Annotated in this window: 15 protein-coding genes and 1 pseudogene; 5 read left to right on the top strand and 11 right to left on the bottom strand. The window is 67.3% G+C overall.

The genetic code is table 11. From position 1 onward, the window contains the following. Window positions 1–3: 3 nt before the first annotated feature. The 6 genes and pseudogenes from BGI51_RS11470 to BGI51_RS11495 all read right to left on the bottom strand — a co-directional run bounded on the left by BGI51_RS11470 (window position 4) and on the right by BGI51_RS11495 (window position 5,083). Window positions 4–390, bottom strand: a complete 387-nt coding sequence (locus BGI51_RS11470) for a RidA family protein (protein ID WP_007161900.1) — start codon at window positions 388–390, stop codon at window positions 4–6. Between the two features lie 28 nt (window positions 391–418). Next, window positions 419–1,195 carry an amino acid ABC transporter ATP-binding protein gene (locus BGI51_RS11475; RefSeq protein WP_007161901.1) on the bottom strand — a complete coding sequence of 259 codons (777 nt, stop codon included), beginning with the start codon at window positions 1,193–1,195 and terminating at the stop codon, window positions 419–421. Continuing rightward, the gene (locus BGI51_RS11480) at window positions 1,192–1,854 is read right to left on the bottom strand and encodes an amino acid ABC transporter permease (protein ID WP_140220646.1); all 663 of its coding nucleotides are present in this window, start codon (window positions 1,852–1,854) and stop codon (window positions 1,192–1,194) included. Before BGI51_RS11480 ends, BGI51_RS11475 begins: the two co-directional genes overlap by 4 nt. A gap of 10 nt (window positions 1,855–1,864) precedes the next feature. Further along, window positions 1,865–2,526, bottom strand: a pseudogene (locus BGI51_RS11485) (amino acid ABC transporter permease). Window positions 2,527–2,574: 48 nt separating this feature from the next. Next, window positions 2,575–3,354: a transporter substrate-binding domain-containing protein gene (locus tag BGI51_RS11490; protein WP_223855486.1), complete on the bottom strand. Its 780-nt coding sequence runs from the start codon at window positions 3,352–3,354 to the stop codon at window positions 2,575–2,577. 265 nt (window positions 3,355–3,619) lie between these two features. Then, a complete protein-coding gene (locus BGI51_RS11495; protein ID WP_144956061.1) occupies window positions 3,620–5,083 on the bottom strand; it encodes an N-acyl-D-amino-acid deacylase family protein in 1,464 nt (487 codons plus the stop codon). Window positions 5,084–5,258: 175 nt separating this feature from the next. Between BGI51_RS11495 and BGI51_RS11500 the strand changes: the two genes are divergently transcribed. From BGI51_RS11500 to BGI51_RS11510, 3 genes are all read left to right on the top strand, one after another. After that, window positions 5,259–7,277, top strand: a complete 2,019-nt coding sequence (locus tag BGI51_RS11500) for a methyl-accepting chemotaxis protein (RefSeq protein WP_144956058.1) — start codon at window positions 5,259–5,261, stop codon at window positions 7,275–7,277. 96 nt (window positions 7,278–7,373) lie between these two features. Then, entirely contained in the window at window positions 7,374–7,805 is a 432-nt protein-coding gene (locus BGI51_RS11505; protein WP_133862066.1) for a LexA family protein, read from the top strand. Beyond that, window positions 7,798–9,069: a Y-family DNA polymerase gene (locus tag BGI51_RS11510; protein WP_187981216.1), complete on the top strand. Its 1,272-nt coding sequence runs from the start codon at window positions 7,798–7,800 to the stop codon at window positions 9,067–9,069. The genes BGI51_RS11505 and BGI51_RS11510 overlap by 8 nt, the downstream gene beginning before the upstream one ends. Before the next feature lie 15 nt (window positions 9,070–9,084). Here the strand turns inward: BGI51_RS11510 and cycA are convergent, their stop codons facing one another. After that, window positions 9,085–10,467, bottom strand: coding sequence for a D-serine/D-alanine/glycine transporter (gene cycA, locus BGI51_RS11515; protein ID WP_187981217.1), 1,383 nt, complete (start codon window positions 10,465–10,467; stop codon window positions 9,085–9,087). A gap of 245 nt (window positions 10,468–10,712) precedes the next feature. On the opposite strand from cycA, the gene BGI51_RS11520 reads away from it, so the two are divergent. Continuing rightward, window positions 10,713–12,890 carry a hybrid sensor histidine kinase/response regulator gene (locus BGI51_RS11520; RefSeq protein ID WP_187981218.1) on the top strand — a complete coding sequence of 726 codons (2,178 nt, stop codon included), beginning with the start codon at window positions 10,713–10,715 and terminating at the stop codon, window positions 12,888–12,890. Between the two features lie 295 nt (window positions 12,891–13,185). Further along, on the top strand, window positions 13,186–14,382 hold the full coding sequence (locus BGI51_RS11525) for a tyrosine-type recombinase/integrase (RefSeq protein WP_187981219.1): 1,197 nt from the start codon (window positions 13,186–13,188) through the stop codon (window positions 14,380–14,382). A 10-nt stretch (window positions 14,383–14,392) separates the two neighbouring features. On the opposite strand, the gene BGI51_RS11530 is transcribed toward BGI51_RS11525, so the two are convergent. Genes BGI51_RS11530 through BGI51_RS11545 form a run of 4 tightly spaced genes read right to left on the bottom strand, consistent with a single transcriptional unit; the run spans window position 14,393 to window position 15,714 of the window. Further along, window positions 14,393–14,596, bottom strand: a complete 204-nt coding sequence (locus tag BGI51_RS11530; protein ID WP_115946727.1) for a helix-turn-helix transcriptional regulator — start codon at window positions 14,594–14,596, stop codon at window positions 14,393–14,395. After that, entirely contained in the window at window positions 14,577–14,786 is a 210-nt protein-coding gene (locus BGI51_RS11535) for a DUF7696 family protein (RefSeq protein ID WP_187981220.1), read from the bottom strand. The genes BGI51_RS11530 and BGI51_RS11535 overlap by 20 nt, the downstream gene beginning before the upstream one ends. After that, the gene (locus BGI51_RS11540) at window positions 14,786–15,457 is read right to left on the bottom strand and encodes a 3'-5' exonuclease (RefSeq protein ID WP_187981221.1); all 672 of its coding nucleotides are present in this window, start codon (window positions 15,455–15,457) and stop codon (window positions 14,786–14,788) included. Before BGI51_RS11540 ends, BGI51_RS11535 begins: the two co-directional genes overlap by 1 nt. After that, on the bottom strand, window positions 15,454–15,714 hold the full coding sequence (locus tag BGI51_RS11545) for a hypothetical protein (RefSeq protein WP_115946729.1): 261 nt from the start codon (window positions 15,712–15,714) through the stop codon (window positions 15,454–15,456). Before BGI51_RS11545 ends, BGI51_RS11540 begins: the two co-directional genes overlap by 4 nt. Between the last annotated feature and the right edge of the window lie 86 nt (window positions 15,715–15,800).

Consider the following 15,800-nt stretch of genomic DNA (forward strand, 5'->3'; position numbering starts at 1 on the left):
GTCTCAGGCCTTGGGTTTGTAGGCGATGCAGTCGATCTCGACCTTGCAGTCCACCATCATGGAGGATTGCACGCAGGCGCGCGCCGGGGCATGGCCGGCGAAGTACTCGGCGAACACCTTGTTGAAGCTCCAGAAGTCGCGCGGATCGTCCAGCCAGACGCCGGCCCGCACCACGTGCTCCAGACCGTAGCCGGCTTCGTGCAGGATGGCGATCAGATTCTGCATGGTCTTGTGGGTCTGGGCGACGATGCCGCCGTCGATGATCTCGCCATTCTCCATGGCCACCTGGCCGGAGACGTGCAGCCAGCCATCGGCTTCCACCGCACGGGCGAAGGGCAGGGGTTGGCCGCCTGCGCCGCGTTCGCCGGCGCCGTATCGGGTGATGCTCATAAGGGTGCTCCTGTAGCGGGGGAAGGATTCAGAAGGAGGTCCGGCCGAGAAATTCGGCGAGACGGGTGGAACGGGGGCGCTCGAAGAGTTCGCGGGGCGGGCCCTGCTCCTCGATGCGGCCCTGGCTCATGAAGACGATGCGATCGGACACCTCGTAGGCGAATCTCATCTCGTGGGTCACCAGCAGCATGGTCATGCCGTCCTGGGCCAGGTCCTTGATCACCGCCAGCACCTCGCCGACCAGCTCCGGGTCCAGCGCCGAGGTGGGTTCGTCGAACAGCATCAGGCTGGGATTCATGGCGATGGCGCGGGCGATGGCCACCCGCTGCTGCTGACCGCCGGAGAGTTGGCCGGGATGATGGTCGCGTCTTTCGATCAGGCCGACCCGGCGCAGCCACTGTTCACCCAGGGCGATGGCTTCGTCCTTGCCCATCTTCTTGACCTTGCGCAGGCCGAGGGTGACGTTTTCCAGGGCGGTGAGGTGGGGAAACAGATTGAATTGCTGGAAGGCCATGCCGGTGAGCGAGCGCTGGCGGGCGATCTCGCGCTCCGGTAGGCGCTGGCGGCGACCGCCTTCCTCGCGGTAGCCGATGGCCTCGCCGGCCAGCTGGATGCTGCCACCCTGGAAGTCTTCCAGCAGGTTGACGCAGCGCAGCAGGGTGGTCTTGCCCGAGCCGCTGGAGCCGATCAGGGTGACCACGTCACCGCGGTCCAGGGACAGGTCGATGCCCTTGAGCACCTCGGTGGCGCCGAAACTCTTGTGCAGGCCGTTGATGCTCAACAGCGGGGCGTTGGCGTCGGTCATGGCAGGGTCACCCGTTTTTCCAGATAGCGGCCGAGCCGCTCGATGGCGAAGTTGATGAGAAAGAACAGCAGCCCGGCGAACAGATAGAACTGCAGGGTCATGAAGGTGCGGGCGATGACCTGCTGGCTGCTCAGCAGCAACTCGGCCACGCCGATCACCGAGAGCAGGGTGGAGGCCTTGACGATCTCGGTGGAGGCATTGACCCAGGTCGGCAGGATCTGGCGCAGCGCCTGGGGCAGCAGCACCTCCTTGAGACTCTGGGCGAAGGTCAGGCCGATGGCCTTGGCCGCCTCGTGCTGGCCACGGGGGATGGCCTGCAGGGCGCCGCGGACGATCTCCGCCACGTGGGAGCCGCAGAACAGCAGCAGCGCCGCGGTGCCGGCCTGGAAGGGCGTGGGCCGCAGACCCAGCGCCGGCGCCATGTAGTAGCAGGCCAGCACCAGCACGAACACCGGGGTGCCGCGGATCAAGTCGGCATAGAGGCGAAAGGGCAGGCGCAGCGGCCAGCGGCCATAGGTCAGCGCCAGGCCGCCGAGGGTGCCGAGCAGGGTGCCGCCGAGCACCGCCAGCACCGAGCAGGCCAGGGTGGTGGCGAAACCGGCGGCCAGGGTCTGGCGCGCGTTCCACAATTCCAGGAACCAGGAGGGGGCTTCGTACACGATCGGGCTCCTAGCGGGTCAGGCTCAGGCGTCGCTCCAGCTGGCGCAGCAGCAGGGCGATGACGTAGCAGGTGAGGATGTAGAGGGCGCTGGTCACCAGCCAGGTCTCGATGACCCGGTAGCTTTCCAGGTTGATCTTGCGCGCCTGGTAGGTCAGCTCCGGCACGGCGATGGCCGCCGCCAGGGAGGTGTCCTTGAACAGCGAGATGAAGCTGTTGGAAAGCGACGGCAGCACGTTGCGCAGCATCACCGGAATGATGACGTAGGCCTTGATCTGCCACTCGCGCAGGCCGATGGCCAGGCCCGCCTCGCGCTGGCCCTTGGGAATGGCCATGAGCCCGCCGCGAAACACTTCGGCCAGGTAGGCCCCGGCATAGAGCGCCAGGGTGATGAGAAAGGAGCTGAGCTTGTCCAGGCGGATGCCGACGCTGGGCAGGGCGAAGTACAGCAGGAGGATCAGCACCAGGATCGGGGTGTTGCGCACCAGGGTGACATAGCCCCCGCCAGCCAGCGCAGCGCCCGCACTGGCGAGAGCAGGGCGAAGGCGGTGGCCAGGCCGATCAGGCAGCCGATGGCGATGCCCACCAGCGCCAGCTGCAGGCCGAGGGCGAGCCCGGCCAGCAAATGGTCCAGGTTCTGCCACACGGGGGCGAAGTTGAGGGTGTAGTTCATGCTCGACGTCTACCTAGAGGGCGCGGACAGGCCGCGCCGGGGCCAGGATCACTTGAACTCGACGGGGAAGCCGATCGCCGGGGAGGGCAGCTCGACGCCGAACCACTTCTTGAAGGACGCCTGATAGGTGGGGAATTCCACACCGGTCATGGCCTCGTGCAGGGCGGTGTTGACGAAGTTCAGCCAGTCCTGATCGCCGCGCTTGACCGCGCAGGCGTAGGTCTGGGGACTCCAGGCGTAGTCGGGCGAGCGGTAGCGGCCGGGATTCTGGGTCATCAGGTACTTGACCGAGGACTGGTCGGTGGCCACGGCGTCGGCGCGGCCGGTGCCCAGGGCCTGGTAGAGCAGGTCGACGCTGTCGTACTGGTCGACCTTGGCGCCGGGCAGCGCCTGGTGCACCAGTTCCTCGGCATAGACGTTCTGCAGCACGGCCACGGTCAGGTCGCCCTTGGCCGCCTTGAGGTCGTCGATCTGCTGGTAGCGGCTGTTGGCCGGCAGGAGCAGGGCCACGCCTTCGCGGTAGTAGGGCAGGGTGAAGGCCACCTGCTGGGCGCGGCTGGCGGTCACGGTGATGAACTGGCAGCTGATGTCGACCTTGTCGGTGAGCAGGTTGGGGATGCGCGCATCCGAGCCCTGGACGACGAATTCGACCTTTTCCGGATCGTTGAACAGGCCCTTGGCGATGACCTTGGAGATATCGATATCGAAGCCTTGCAACTTGCCGTCGGCGCCCTGGAAGTGCCACGGCGCATTGGTGCTGCCGGTGCCCACGACCAGATGGCCGCGCTTGAGCACGTCATCCAGCTTGGCCGCCTGGGCGCCGGTCATGGCGACCAGGCCGACCAGCAGCGCCAGCGTTTTCCACCCCTTCGTCTTGCCTGTCATCGCATGTCTCCTTTTCCGTTATAGCGGAAGTATGTTCGTAACAACGGAATAGATTGCAGCGACTGTGCCAGCTATTCGCATGACGTTGCAAATCAAGGGCTTGGCACGGGGGACAGGCAGCCGAAGGGGTTCCCGGTGCGCCAAGGGGCACCGGGAGGTGGCGGAAGGTAACGGGGATGCACCAGCTGGAGGCGTTACCTGGTAGCGCTCAGGCGGAACGTGGGAAGGTCGACCGCAGATCCCCGGCGCGCGGCAGGAAGCGACCATGACGCTCGCCAATGGCTTGCCCCGGTGCATAGGCCAGTTGCCCATTCACCCAGACCGCTTCGATGCCTTCGGCAGGCCGTTGCGGCTCGCTGAAGTCGGCCACGTCGCGGATGCGGGCGGGGTCGAACAGCACCAGATCGGCCTGGGCGCCGGGCTCGATCAGGCCGCGACCCGCCAAGCCGAAGCGGGCGGCGGAGAGGCCGGTCATCTTGTGCACGGCGGTGTGCAAGGGAAAGAGGCCGAGGTCGCGGCTGAAGTGACCGAGCACCCGCGGGAAGGCGCCCCAGAGTCGCGGATGGGGGAAGGGGTCCTCGGGCAGGCCATCGGAGCCGATCATGCTCAGCGGATGGGCGAGGATGAGGCGCACGTCGGCTTCGCTCATGCCGTAGTAGACGGCACCGGCCGGTTGCAGGCGGCGGGCGGTGGCCTGCAGGTCCAGGCCCCAGTCGGCGGCGATGGCGGCCAGGTCGCGGCCGCCGCACTCGGGATGCGGGGTGGACCAGGTGATGGTGATGCGGTGGCGGTCGGTGACCTGCCTGAGATCCAGGGTGGAGGAGCTGGCGGCATAGGGATAGCAGTCGCAGCCGACCGGCTGGCCGTGGGCGGCCCGCGCCAGAGCGCCGAGCAACTCCGGCGCGCGGCCCCAGTTGTCCACCCCGGCGCACTTGAAGTGGGACACCACCACCGGCGCCCGGGCCTGGCGACCGATGTCCAGGGCTTCGTCCAGGGCCTCGTGCACCGCGGCGAATTCGCTGCGCAAATGGGTGGCATAGAGTCCGCCCACGGCGTCCAGCTCGGCGGCCAGCTCCGCCACCTCCGCGGTTGGCGCCGCCATGGCGGAGGCGTAGGCCAGGCCGGTGGAGAGCCCCAGAGCGCCAGCGGCCAGGCTGTCGCGCAGTTCGGCGCGCATGGCAGCGATCTCGGCAGGGGTGGCGGCACGCTGGAGATCGTCCAGGTGATTGCTGCGCAGCGCCGTGTGCCCGACCAGGGCGGCGACGTTGACGCCGGGGCGGGCCTGCTCCACCGCCGCGCGATAGGCAGTAAAGGTGGGATAGCTGAAGGCCGCGGCCGGGCCCAGCAGATTCAGCGGATCCGGCGGCTCGCCACGCAACCGCACCGGGGCGGCGCTGATGCCGCAGTTGCCGACCACCACGGTGGTGACCCCCTGACTGAGCTTGGGCAGTTGCTCAGGGCGGCGGATGACCATGGTGTCGTCATGGGTATGGACATCGATGAAGCCGGGCGCCAGCGCCAGGCCGCGGCCATCGCGGACCTCCCGTGCCGGTTGCCCGGCCAACTGACCGAGTGCCTGGATACGCTCGCCGGCAATCGCCACGTCGAGAACCCGGCCCGGACGGTCGCGACCATCCAGCACAAGGGCATTGAGAATCACTACATCATACATGCCAGAGCCATCCTACAACCGTTGGGAGACGCCTTTCGACCGTTGAGTGGCAAAGGGCCATATAAGCGAGACGGCAGGCCGATAGCGATAGAACTGTTACAGAAAACTCTGTCTATTAGGTCACAAATTGGGCGGTACAGCCCGAGTGACCCCTCCTGCCGCCCGTGAGCTCGCCATGAATCTGTTGACCCCTGTCGTAAGCCTAATGAATCGCCTGAGATTCCCCGCCAAATTCGCCTGCCTGGCGGCCATCATCCTAGTGCCCCTGGTGTTTCTCAGCGTCTATCTCTATCAGGATATCCAGGAACAGCGGGCCGGCCTGGCCCAGGAAATCGACGGTCAGCGCTATCTGACGCAACTGGCGCCCATCGCTCGCCTGAGCATGCTGCAGCGCGCCCTGACCAAACGGCTCCAGGATGGCGATGCCTCGGCCCAGCAGGATTGGCAGAACAACCGTGACAACCTGCTCAAGGCCTATGACGATCTCGGCCGGCTGGATCGCGAACTCGGCACCCAGCTTGAAACCGGCGACCGCCTGAGCAAGTTGCGGCAGGGCGTCGAGCGCCTGCTGCAGGGAACCTCGGGCACCGCGCTGGAGGTATTCGAAGCCTGGAACCAGCAACTGATCCAGACGCTGAACTTCTTCTATTACGTCTCGGCCACCTCAGGGCTGGCGCTGGATTCGGACTACACCAGTCTCTTTCTTATCGACATCAGCTCCGTGCGTCTGCCGCGGGAAATCAACCTCATCGGCCAGCTGCGTGGCCTGGCTACCGGTCTGAGCGCCACCAACAGCTTCGATCCGGCCAGTCTCAACGTGGCGCGCGGGGTGGTGCGCCAGGAGCGGCAGACCGCCGACGAACTGGAGCAGGGCCTTAGACTCCTGGCGCGCCAAGCGCCGGAACTGGCGCAGCGCCTCAAGGGTTCCCTGGCCCAGGCGGCGGATGACTACGCCAATTTCCGTCAGGGCATGCTGTCCGCCATGAATGGCGAGGGCAAGGTCGACGGACGCGCCCTGGGGGCCCAAGGCAATGCCGTGGTCGCGCGCTACTTCAAGGTGCAGGAGGAAACGCAGGGGGTTCTCTCCCAGATGCTGGCCGAGCGGCTGGCCCATGCGACCACGCTGCGCAATCTGGTCGTGGGCCTGATCCTGGGTGCCCTGCTGCTGCTGGCCTACACCTTCGCCGGCATCTACCAGGCCATGCGCCTGGGGATCGCCGAACTGGTCGGGGTGACCGCCGCCGCCGCCCAGGGCGATCTGAGTCGCCGCGCCGCCCTGCACGGGCGTGACGAGATCGCCGACATCGGCCGTAGCCTGAACGCGATGCTGGAGGCCTTCGGTCGCTCGCTGCGCGAGGTGGATCAGGCCTCCAGCGCGGTGGCCGAGGCCTCGGGGTCCCTGGCCGGCTCCATCGGCCAGGCCCGTTCGACCATGCAGACGCAACAGGGCGAGACCGATCAGGTGGCCACCGCCATCACCGAGATGACCGCCAGCGTGGCGGACGTCGCCAACAACACCGAAGGCGCCGTGGCCGCGGCCCAGCAGGCCGATCAGGCCACCCGGGAAGGCACCCGGGTGATGCAGCAGACGCAACAGGCCATCGAGGCCCTGGCCGCCGAGGTGGACCTCAGCGCCACCAAGGTCGCGGCCCTGGAAACCCACAGCCAGGCCATCGGCGGGGTCATCGCGGTGATCCGCACCATCGCCGAGCAGACCAACCTGCTGGCGCTCAACGCCGCCATCGAGGCCGCTCGGGCCGGCGAGCAGGGCCGCGGCTTCGCCGTGGTGGCCGACGAGGTCCGCACCCTGGCCTCGCGCACCCAGACCTCCACCGAGGAAATCCGCCGCATCATCGAGCAGTTGCAGGCCGCCACCGGCGAGGCCGTCGGGCAGATGCAGGCCAGCCGCGGCCATGCCCTGACCGGCGTCGCGGCGGCCGAGCAGGCCAGCGTCAGCCTGACCAGCATCGGCGCCGCGGTGGAGCGCATCGTCGACGTCAACGTGCAGATCGCCAGTGCCGCGGAACAGCAGGCGGCGGTCTCTGAAGACATCAACCGCAACACCACCGGCATCCGCGCCAGCACCCTGCAGGTCCTGACCGGTATCGAGTCCGATGCCGGCACCGCCGAGCGTCTCGCCGGTCTCTCCCAGGACCTGCGCGGCATCGTTTCGCGCTTTCGCCTCAGCGCCTGAGGGCGCCGCTCATCGGCGAGGGTTAGGTCGGACTTTACAACACGGCAGCTGCGGATAACTGTATAAATAGACAGTTATCCGCAGGAGCGCCTTGTCATGTCCGTTACCGTCCTGGGTTGCCTGGAGTCGTCCGAGACCCGGCTGCCGCTCTATGATTTTCGCCTGCCGTGCGGCTTTCCCTCGCCGGCCCAGGATCATCTGGAGCGCCAGGTCTCGCTGGACGAACTGGTCGACCTGCGCGCGCCCCACACCTATGTCATCCAGGTCAGTGGCGACAGCATGACCGGCGCCGGGATCTTTGCCGGCGATCTGGTGATCGTCGATCGCGCCAGGCCGGCACGGGTCGGCGACATCGTGGTGGCGGTGCGCGATCGCGAACCCACCCTCAAGCGCCTCGGCCGGCGCGGCGCCCATTTCGTCCTGCTGGCGGAAAATCCCGCCTATGCGCCCCTGGTCATCGGCGAGCGCGACGACTTCGAGGTCTGGGGCGTCGCCACCCACAGCCTGAGGCGCTTCGGCCATGGCTGAGTCGGTGCTGGCGCTGATCGACTGCAACGCCTTCTATTGCAGTTGCGAGCGGGTCTTCCGCCCCGATCTCGCGCAGCGGCCGGTGGTGGTGCTGTCGAACAACGACGGCTGCGTGATCGCCCGCTCGGCCGAGGCCAAGCGCCTGGGCATCGCCATGGCCGCGCCCTGGTTCCAGGTCCGCGAACTGGCCCGGCGCGGCGAGGTCGAGGCCTTCAGTTCCAACTACGCCCTCTATGGCGATCTCAGCGATCGGGTGATGCGCACCCTGGCGACCCTGGTGCCGCGCCTGGAGCGCTACAGCATCGACGAGGTGTTCGCCGATCTGGCCGGCCTGCCCGAACCCCTGGATGCCCTCGGCCAGCGCCTGCAGGCGCGGGTGCAGAAGTGGACGGGTATCCCGGTCAGCGTCGGCATCGCCGGCACCAAGACCCTGGCCAAGCTGGCCAATGCCGCCGCCAAGCGCTGGCCGGCGCGCACCGGCGGGGTGCTGGATCTGCGCGACCCGGCAGTGCACGACTGGGTGCTCAAGCATTCGCCCATCGAAGACGTCTGGGGGGTCGGCCGACGCCTGGCCGCGCGCCTGCGCGGGGAGGGCATTACCACGGCCTGGGAGTTGGCCGGGCAGGACGCCTGGTCGCTGCGCCAGCGCTACAGCGTGGTGCTGGAAAAGACCGCACGGGAATTGCGCGGACTGGCCTGCCTGAGCCTGGAGGAACTGGAAGCGCCACGGCAGACGATCTGCAGCAGTCGCATGTTCGGGCGCCGCCAGTACCAGTTCGGCGCCCTGGCCGAGGCGGTGGCCAGCTACACCGCCCGCGCCGCGGAAAAGCTGCGCGCCCAGGGCTCGCTCTGTCGCACCCTGAGGGTCAGTATCCAGACCGGCATGCACGGCGCCGACGACGGCCGCTACGCCAATGCCGCCCTGCTCAACCTGCCGGCGCCCAGCGACGACACCCGGGTGCTCAACGACCAGGCCCAGGCGGGCCTGCGCGAGATCTTTCGCGACGGCTTCGGCTATGCCAAGGCCGAGGTGCTGCTGCTCGATCTCTGCGGCCGTGGCGAGGTGGCGGCGGATCTCTTCGCCGCCGCCCCGGATCCGGCCGCTGCGCGGCTGATGGCGACCCTGGACGCCATCAACGGCCGGTTCGGTCGCGAGACCCTGAGACCGGCACGGATTCCGCGCGATCCCGCCTGGCAGATGCGCCGCGACCTGCTCAGCCCGCGCTACACCACCCGGCGCGATGAACTCTGGACGGTGGGCTGAGCGCCCAGCGCCAGTCTAGCCGGCGCGTACCGCCCGCCGCCCGCGCCACCAGTAGCCCACGCCCAGCAGCAGGAACCACAGCGGACTGGCCAGCAGCGCCTGGCGGGTGTCGTCCTGCAGGGTCAGCAGGACCAGCACCGCGGCGAAGAAGGCCAGCACCCCGTAGCACACCCAGCGTCCGCCGGGCAGGCGAAAGGCCGAGGCGGCATGGCGCTCCGGACGGTTGCGGCGGTACGCCAGCCAGGCCAGCAGGATCAGCGACCAGACGAACATGAACAGCACCGCGGCCAGGGTGGTGACCAGGGTGAAGGCGGTGACCAGGTTGGGGATCAGGTAGATCAGCACCGTACCCAGCAGCAGGCACAGGCAGGACAGCACCAGCCCGCGCGCCGGCACCGCCGCCCGCGAAAGGCGGGTGAGGCCGCGTGGCGCATGACCTTCGCGGGCCAGGCCATAGAGCATCCGGCTGGTGGAGAAGATGCCGCTGTTGGCCGAGGAGGTGGCCGAGGTCAGCACCACGAAATTGATCAGGCTGGCGGCCATGGGCACGCCGGCCAGCACGAAGAGTTCGACGAAGGGGCTCTTGTCCGGCACCACCTGGCGCCAGGGCGTCACCGCCATGATCACCACCAGCGCCAGCACATAGAACACCAGGATGCGCAGCGGAATGGAATTGATCGCCCGCGGCAGGTTGCGTCGCGGATCGGCGGTTTCGGCGGCGGTGGTACCCACCAGTTCGATGCCGACGAAGGCGAAGACGGCGATCTGGAAACCGGCGAAGAAACCGCCCAGCCCCATGGGAAAGACGCCGCCGTCGTTCCACAGATTGGCCAGGCTGGCGACGTTGCCCGAGGGCGACTGGAAGCCCCAGAGCACCAGGCCGAAGCCGGTGACGATCAGCGCGCAGATGGCGACGATCTTGATCAGCGCGAACCAGAACTCCAGCTCGCCGAACAGCCGCACGGTGACCAGGTTGAGCCCCAGCAGGAGCAGCACGCAGAGCAGCGCCGGGATCCAGGGGGCGAGGCCTGGAAGCCAGAACTGGGCATAGGCGGCGATGGCGATGACATCGGCGATGGCGGTGACGATCCAGCAGAACCAGTAGGTCCAGCCGCAGAAGAAGCCGGCCCAGGGGCCGAGCAGATCGGTGCAGAAGTCGATGAAGGACTTGTAGTCCAGGTCCGACAGCAGCAGTTCGCCCAGGGCGCGCATGACAAAGAACAGGGCGCTGCCGATGATCAGATAGACCAGCAGGATCGAGGGGCCGGCCAGGGCGATGGTCTTGCCCGAGCCCATGAACAGGCCGGTGCCGATGGCGCCGCCGATGGCGATCAGTTGCAGATGGCGATTGGACAGGCTGCGTTGCAGCCCCTCGGGCGGGGTGGAAGACGCGGACATGACGAGCGGATACCTGACAGCGACAGCGGGGGCCACACGGTAAGAGATGCACGGCGGACGTGCCAGTCGTTTCACCGGGACAGCATGCCGCAGGGCCGGCCTGCCACTGATGGGGGCGGCGGCGCCGTCGGTCACCTGGAACTCTGGCAGGCAGGCTCGTACCTGCCTATCATGGCCATCCGGGCTCCTGCAGCGGACCCGGACGGCCACGAGATCCCTCAGTGCCTCTGCCAGTGAGTCGTCCCTTGTCCTATCTCGAAAGTTTCGCCTGGGAAACCACGCCACTGGGCGCGCGCGCCAGCTGGCCCGTGGCCCTCCGGACTACCTACGACCTGCTGATGGCGTCCCCCTTCGCCATGTGCGCCACCTGGGGCGCGGAGCAGACGCTGATCTACAACCAGGCTTACGCCCCCTTTCTCGGCGCGCGACATCCTGCCGCATTGGGGCAGCCGATCGATAAGGTCTGGGCGGAACTGTGGGACGAGATCGCGCCGCTGATCGAGCGGACGCTGTCCGGCGAGGCACTGCACTTCGTCGACAAGCACTTCGTGATGACCCGCAACGGCTATCCCGAGGACACCTACTGGAGCTTTTCCTACAGCCCGCTGCGTGACGGTGAGGCCATCGTCGGCATGCTCAACATAACCACCGAGACCACTGCCGGCGTCCAGGCCCACCACCAGCGCGATGTGGCCGAGGCCGCCCTGCGCCGGCACAACTTGACCCTCGAACAGGAACTCTCGGCGCGCATCGACGAGCGCGACAGCGCGCGCGCCGCGGAGAGCAGCGTGCTGGCCGCCGCCGAGCGTGTACAACTGGCCCTCGCCGCCGGTGCCATCATCGGCACTTGGTACTGGGACCTGCCCACCGACAGATTCACCGTCGACGAGGCCTTCGCCATCAACTTCGGCCTCGACCCGGCGCTGGGCCGCGATGGCCTGAGCCTGGCGCAGGTGGTGGCCACCGTCCACCCGGACGACCAGGCCGGCCTGGCCGCGGCCATCGCCGACGTCATCGCGCGCGGTGGGCGCTATGCCCACCAGTACCGGGTCCGCCGCAGCGACGGCCGCTACTACTGGCTGGAGGCCAACGGCCACGTCGAACTGGCTCCGGACGGTACCCCGCTGCGCTTCCCCGGCGTGCTGCTGGACGTGGATGCCCGGCGTGCCCTGGCCGACGAGCGCGACCGTGCCCTGGCGGAGTTGCGCGACCTGACCGCCACCCTGGAGCAGCGCGTCGAAGAGCGCACCGAGGAACTGCGCCGCTCGGAAGAAGCCCTGCGCCAGTCGCAGAAGATGGAAGCGGTCGGCCAGCTCACCGGCGGCCTGGCCCATGATTTCAACAACCTGCTCGCGGGGATCTCCGGCAGCCTCGACCTCATGAGTCTGCGCATCGGCCAGGGGCGCTTCACCGAGCTGGAAAAATACCTGTTGGCCGCCCAGGGCAGCGCCAAGCGCGCCGCGGCCCTGACCCACCGGCTGCTGGCCTTCGCCCGCCGCCAGACCTTGGCCCCGGAGGCCACGGTGGTCAACCAGCTGGTGGGCGGCATGCTCGACCTGGTGCAGCGCACCGTGGGGCCGGCCATCCAGGTGCACTTCACCAGTCTGCCGGACGACCAGCCCTTGCTGGTGGACCAGTCCCAGCTGGAAAACGCCCTGCTCAATCTGTGCATCAACGCGCGCGACGCCATGCCCAAGGGCGGGCGTATCCTCATCGCCGCCAGTCATCGCACCCTCGGCGAAGGGGACAGCCGCGATTTCGAACTGGCCCCCGGGCGCTATCTGCACCTGAGCGTGACCGATACCGGCAGCGGCATGCCGCCGGAGGTCGCCGCCAAGGCCTTCGAACCCTTCTTCACCACCAAGCCGATGGGGCAGGGCACGGGCCTTGGGCTGTCGATGATCTATGGCTTCGCCCGCCAGTCGGGCGGCCAGCTGCGGCTGCGCTCGATGCCAGGCGAAGGCACTACGGTCTGCCTTTACCTGCCCCTGCGACCGGTGGGGCGACCATGCGGCTCGCCTCTGGCAGCGGGCCAGCCCGGTCTGCTGGAAGGTGCCCATGCCACGGTGCTGGTGGTCGACGACGAACCCACGGTGCGCATGCTGGTGACCGATCTGCTGCGCGAACTGGGCTACGTCATCATCGAGGCCGCCGACGGCGCCGGCGGCCTGGAAGTGCTGCACTCCGATGCCCGTATCGATCTGCTGGTCACCGACGTCGGCCTGCCCGGCGGCATGAACGGTCGCCAGCTGGCCGACGCCGCCCGGGTCCAGCGTCCGGCACTCAAGGTGCTGTTCATCACCGGCTTCGCCGAAACCTCGCTGCTCAGCGACGGCCACCTGGAGCCCGGCATGGCGATCCTCACCAAGCCCTTCGCGGTGGAGGCCCTGGCGCAGCGGGTGAGGAGCCTGGTAGCGGGGTAGGTTTCGCGCACGCAAAACCCCTTGGCAGAGCCCGGAAACGCAACGGCCCCCAATCAGCGTGTCCGCAAGGACTGATTGGAGGCCGCCTGAAATCTGGAGCGGGCGAAGGGAATCGAACCCTCGTCATGAGCTTGGGAAACTGCTCCGCCTAGAATCTCAGGCTGATTCATGAAGTGTCAGATTGGCGCTGGAAGCCAGTAGAATCGCGGGCTTCCATACCCTTGGGCTGTCTCACCTCGTCTCAGGCGAAACCACCTTGATTCCGGCGAACGGCCCCCAGAAACGGACCCCAAACATGCTGACGGAAAAGCAGATCCGCGCACTCAAGCCGCGAGAGAAGGAGTACTCGGTTTCAGACGGCCGCACTGCCCGGGGCGAGGGTGTCCTGGTGCTCCGGGTGCGGCCCAATGGCTCCAAGGAGTTCTATTACCAGCGCCGGATCGGCGAGCAGAAGAGCAAGCGCAAGCTGGGTAACTGGCCGGCATTGACGCTGACGGATGCGCGCGATCGCTGCCGGGACGAAAAGGAGCTGGTGGCGGCCGCTGGCACTTTCCAGGAGCTGCTGGATTCGTATCTGGCGAAGCTGGAAGGGGAGGGGGCGGCCTCGGCTGGTAATGTGGCCTGGTCGTTTCGGCATTACGTCTGCGAGCCATTCCCGGGACTGGTGAAGCGGCCGGCATCGCTGATCGGTCCTGCGGACATTCGGGACATCATCAGCCGGATGATCGATAACGGCGTCACTACCTACTGCAACCGAGTGCGATCGCAGCTGCACGCAGCGTTCCAGGCGGGACTTGAGCAGGAATACAACCCGCGTAGCTATCTGCAGGTGAAGGTGCGCTTCGGCCTGCAGAGCAATCCAGTGGCCAGCATCCCAGTGCAAGAGGACTGGGAGCAGCCTGGAGACCGGGCGTTGTCGAAGGTCGAACTCCGGACGCTCTGGCAGCTGCTGCCGGAGAAGTTGTCTCTTACCACCGCCGAGCTGCTCCGCTTCCTCATCGCCGCCGGAGGTCAGCGGCCGGAGCAGCTGCTCGCGTCTGATCGATCGATGTACCACGACGACCACCTGGTGATTCGCAGCGCGAAGGGCCGGGTCCAGGGGGAGCGGCAGTTGCACGTGGTGCCGTTCAACGAGCCGATGCGTCAGGTGCTGCACACGATGGACGAGATCGATGAGCAGAGTACCTATCCGTTCCAGGGCCGGGTCCTGGGCCAGCCGCTCAACGTGCAGTCACTGTCCAGGGCGGTGACAAAGCTCTATCAGCGGCATGAGAAGGCATTCGCCGGGCCGTTCACGCTGCGCGACCTGCGACGGACCTGCAAGACGCTGATGGCCAGCGCCGGGCTGAGCAAGGAGTTGCGGGACCGGATCCAAGGGCACGCCTTTAACGACGTATCGTCGAAGCACTATGACCGCTATGACTACTTCGAGGAAAAGCGGGCCGGTCTGCAGGTGTGGGCTGAGTGGTTGGAGCGGAACGTCAGCAAGTAAAAGGGGCTGCTCACGCAGCCCCGCCTTGCCATCTCATCGGGTCGCTCTGCCATCCGGCAATGGCCGACTCACGCCAGCCGACCCGACCAGGGGTAATGTTGACCGGCGGCGGAAACTGGCTGGCCTTCACCAGTCGCCAGATGGTGGCGCGCGAGAGAGAGGTCACCGCGACCACCTCTTCCTCGCGCAGAAATCTATCCAGCTTGCTGGCCATTGGTCTCTTCCTCACGTAGGCGCCGGTACTGACGGCGCATCTCTTGAATCAGGTTCTCAGCCGCGGCAGCGCCGCGATGCTTGGTGATGGTTGCCCGCAACTCTTGGACCCGCTCGGGCGAACTGTAGCCCTTACCGATCCAGGCGCGCGCCTCGGCCTCGAGGAGCTGTTGGACGTCCTCGATCGGCATTACCTGACCTGCTGATCAGTGGGCTGCTGGTAGGAATGCTCCAGCGATGCCACTCGGCTGGCTTCGGCCTTGGCGCAGTCCAAGCGGAGGGCATGGACGGACAAGGCCTGGATCAGCTGGTGGGCTTCGTGGCGGGCGTCGTGCAGGGCGTGGTGGCGGATGCCCTCGAAGTCGCGCAGCTTGGCGGCGGGGTACAGGTCCAGCAGGGTCCGCAGATCTCGCTCCTCACGGTGGTGCCAGGGCACCAGGTTGTCGCCGATACGGTAGGCGTTGCCCAAAATGATGCAGTCGAAACTTGGGCTGTTGCCCCAGATCCGCCGTTCCACGTCGGCGAGATAGCCGTCCTGGTCGGCTTTAGGCGTCGATTGCTGCAGCAGCCAGGCGGAGAAGAGCAGCAGCGCGGCCCGGATGTCGTCCCGATCGCGGCTGCCGTCGATCTCGGCCCGGGCCTCGGGCGACTGCTGCCACCACCATTCGATGGTTTCGCTGTCAGGCACGGCGCCGCGGGCGATGGCGGATTCCAGGTCGACGCGGCTGTAGAACTCGCCGGCGATCGCCGCGGTGGCGGTGCCGGCACCGGTCACGGCAACGGCGCCGATGGACAGGATCGGGGCGTTGTTGCACTGGCCGAGGGTTTCCAGGTCGATGACGATGTCGATGCGGTGCTTCATGCGCTTGCTCCGGTGTGCTGCTGGGCCGGCTTGGCCAGGGTGGTTTCGATGACCTCGGCGTCCTCGGCGGTCAGGGCGCCGAGGGTGTTGGCCATGCTGGCCAGGGCGAGGAGGTGGATGCGATCGCCGCTGGAGCGGCTGACCTGGTAGCGGATGACCGCCTCGCCCAGCAGGGCGGTGGCCTGGCAGCGTTGCACCAGGGCCGGGTGGAGCGTGATAGGCTGAGCATTGCTACTGCGCTGGTTTACGTTAGGCATGATGTTTCTCCAGTGGTGGTGGTCGGCCTGGGCGAGTTGGCGCTCCCCAGGCCTCTTTCTTTCCGGCGTCCCTTCAGCGGATCCGG

The organism is Pseudomonas oryzihabitans, assembly GCF_014522265.1.
Taxonomy (GTDB): domain Bacteria; phylum Pseudomonadota; class Gammaproteobacteria; order Pseudomonadales; family Pseudomonadaceae; genus Chryseomonas; species Chryseomonas aestiva.

Excerpts from the sequence above, each read along its gene's own strand:
- BGI51_RS11470 (WP_007161900.1), bottom strand. The coding sequence starts at position 390 with ATGAGCATCACCCGATACGGCGCCGGCGAACGCGGCGCAGGCGGCCAA.
- BGI51_RS11475 (WP_007161901.1), bottom strand. The coding sequence starts at position 1,195 with ATGACCGACGCCAACGCCCCGCTGTTGAGCATCAACGGCCTGCACAAG.
- BGI51_RS11490 (WP_223855486.1), bottom strand. The coding sequence starts at position 3,354 with ATGACCGGCGCCCAGGCGGCCAAGCTGGATGACGTGCTCAAGCGCGGC.
- BGI51_RS11495 (WP_144956061.1), bottom strand. The coding sequence starts at position 5,083 with ATGTATGATGTAGTGATTCTCAATGCCCTTGTGCTGGATGGTCGCGAC.
- BGI51_RS11500 (WP_144956058.1), top strand. The coding sequence starts at position 5,259 with ATGAATCTGTTGACCCCTGTCGTAAGCCTAATGAATCGCCTGAGATTC.
- BGI51_RS11505 (WP_133862066.1), top strand. The coding sequence starts at position 7,374 with ATGTCCGTTACCGTCCTGGGTTGCCTGGAGTCGTCCGAGACCCGGCTG.
- BGI51_RS11510 (WP_187981216.1), top strand. The coding sequence starts at position 7,798 with ATGGCTGAGTCGGTGCTGGCGCTGATCGACTGCAACGCCTTCTATTGC.
- cycA (WP_187981217.1), bottom strand. The coding sequence starts at position 10,467 with ATGTCCGCGTCTTCCACCCCGCCCGAGGGGCTGCAACGCAGCCTGTCC.
- BGI51_RS11525 (WP_187981219.1), top strand. The coding sequence starts at position 13,186 with ATGCTGACGGAAAAGCAGATCCGCGCACTCAAGCCGCGAGAGAAGGAG.
- BGI51_RS11530 (WP_115946727.1), bottom strand. The coding sequence starts at position 14,596 with ATGGCCAGCAAGCTGGATAGATTTCTGCGCGAGGAAGAGGTGGTCGCG.
- BGI51_RS11535 (WP_187981220.1), bottom strand. The coding sequence starts at position 14,786 with ATGCCGATCGAGGACGTCCAACAGCTCCTCGAGGCCGAGGCGCGCGCC.
- BGI51_RS11540 (WP_187981221.1), bottom strand. The coding sequence starts at position 15,457 with ATGAAGCACCGCATCGACATCGTCATCGACCTGGAAACCCTCGGCCAG.
- BGI51_RS11545 (WP_115946729.1), bottom strand. The coding sequence starts at position 15,714 with ATGCCTAACGTAAACCAGCGCAGTAGCAATGCTCAGCCTATCACGCTC.